We start from the raw sequence: 1,247 nt of genomic DNA on the forward strand, positions 1-1,247 counted from the left end.
CCGGAGGTGCGTGAGCGCGCGGTGAGGATGGTGCAGGAGCACCGGGGGGAATACCCGTCGTTGTGGGCGGCAGTCGAATCGATTGCGCCGAAGATCGGCTGCGTGCCCCAGACGCTGCTGGAATGGGTCAAGCGCGTGGAGGTCGATACCGGGGTGCGCGAGGGCGTCACGACCAGCGAAGCTCAACGCGTGAAGGACCTGGAGCGTGAGGTCAAGGAGTTGCGTCGGGCCAATGAGATCCTGAAGCTGGCGAGCGCGTTTTTCGCCCAGGCGGAGCTCGACCGCCGACTGAAGTCCTGAACGACTTCATCGACAAGCACCGCGAGACCCACGGCGTCGAGCCGATCTGCACGGCCTTGCAGATCGCCCCGTCGGGTTATTGGCGTCATGCTGCGCTTCGACGGGACCCGCACAAGCGCTGCGCGCGGGCTCTTCGGGACGAGACCTTGGCCACGCAGATTCAACGTGTGTGGCAGGCCAATATGCAGGTCTATGGCGCGGACAAAGTGTGGAGGCAATTGACTCGGGAGGGCATCGTAGTTGCCCGCTGCACCGTGGAGCGTCTGATGCGGCGCCTGGGCCTGCGTGGCGTGATGCGCGGCAAGGTGGTGAGAACCACCATCAGCGACGCCAAGGCGCCATGTCCGCTCGATCGGGTCAATCGCCAGTTCCGGGCAGCGCGGCCGAACCAGCTGTGGGTCAGCGACTTCACCTACGTGTCGACCTGGCAAGGCTGGCTGTACGTGGCGTTCGTCATCGACGTGTTTGCCCGGCGCATCGTGGGCTGGCGGGTAAGCAGTTCAATGCGCACTGACTTCGTGCTGGACGCCCTTGAACAGGCCTTGTACGCGCGGCAGCCTGAACGAGATGGCAGCTTGGTTTGTCACTCCGATCGCGGCTCGCAATACGTGAGCATTCGGTACACCGAGCGGCTCGCCGAGGCCGGCATCGAACCGTCTGCAGGCAGCAAGGGCGACTCCTACGACAACGCTCTGGCAGAGACCATCAATGGGCTCTACAAAGCCGAATTGATCCACCGCCGTGCGCCTTGGAAAACCAAGGAATCGGTGGAGCTGGCCACGCTCGAATGGGTGTCCTGGTTCAACCACCACCGGTTGCTCGAACCGATCGGCTACATACCGCCGGCAGAGGCTGAGGCAAACTACTACCGGCAATTCGCCAATCAGGCCCCCACCGCGGTGGCCTGACTTAAACCAACTGGCCTCCAGGAATCTCGGGGCGATTCA

At 63.4% G+C, this 1,247-nt stretch carries 1 protein-coding gene and 1 other annotated feature; the gene reads left to right on the plus strand.

The features are described 5' to 3' along the window. A protein-coding gene (locus JI739_RS24280) for an IS3 family transposase (protein WP_435531641.1) occupies positions 1–1,208 on the plus strand; the annotation gives its coding sequence in 2 pieces (ribosomal slippage) (positions 1–268 and positions 268–1,208; 1,209 coding nt annotated over the 2 pieces). This gene is flagged as partial in the annotation. After that, positions 255–371, plus strand: a sequence feature (AL1L pseudoknot). It overlaps the preceding gene by 117 nt. Positions 1,209–1,247: the final 39 nt, after the last annotated feature.

Origin of the sequence: Ramlibacter aurantiacus (assembly GCF_016722895.1) — a bacterium.
GTDB lineage: Bacteria > Pseudomonadota > Gammaproteobacteria > Burkholderiales > Burkholderiaceae_C > Ramlibacter > Ramlibacter aurantiacus.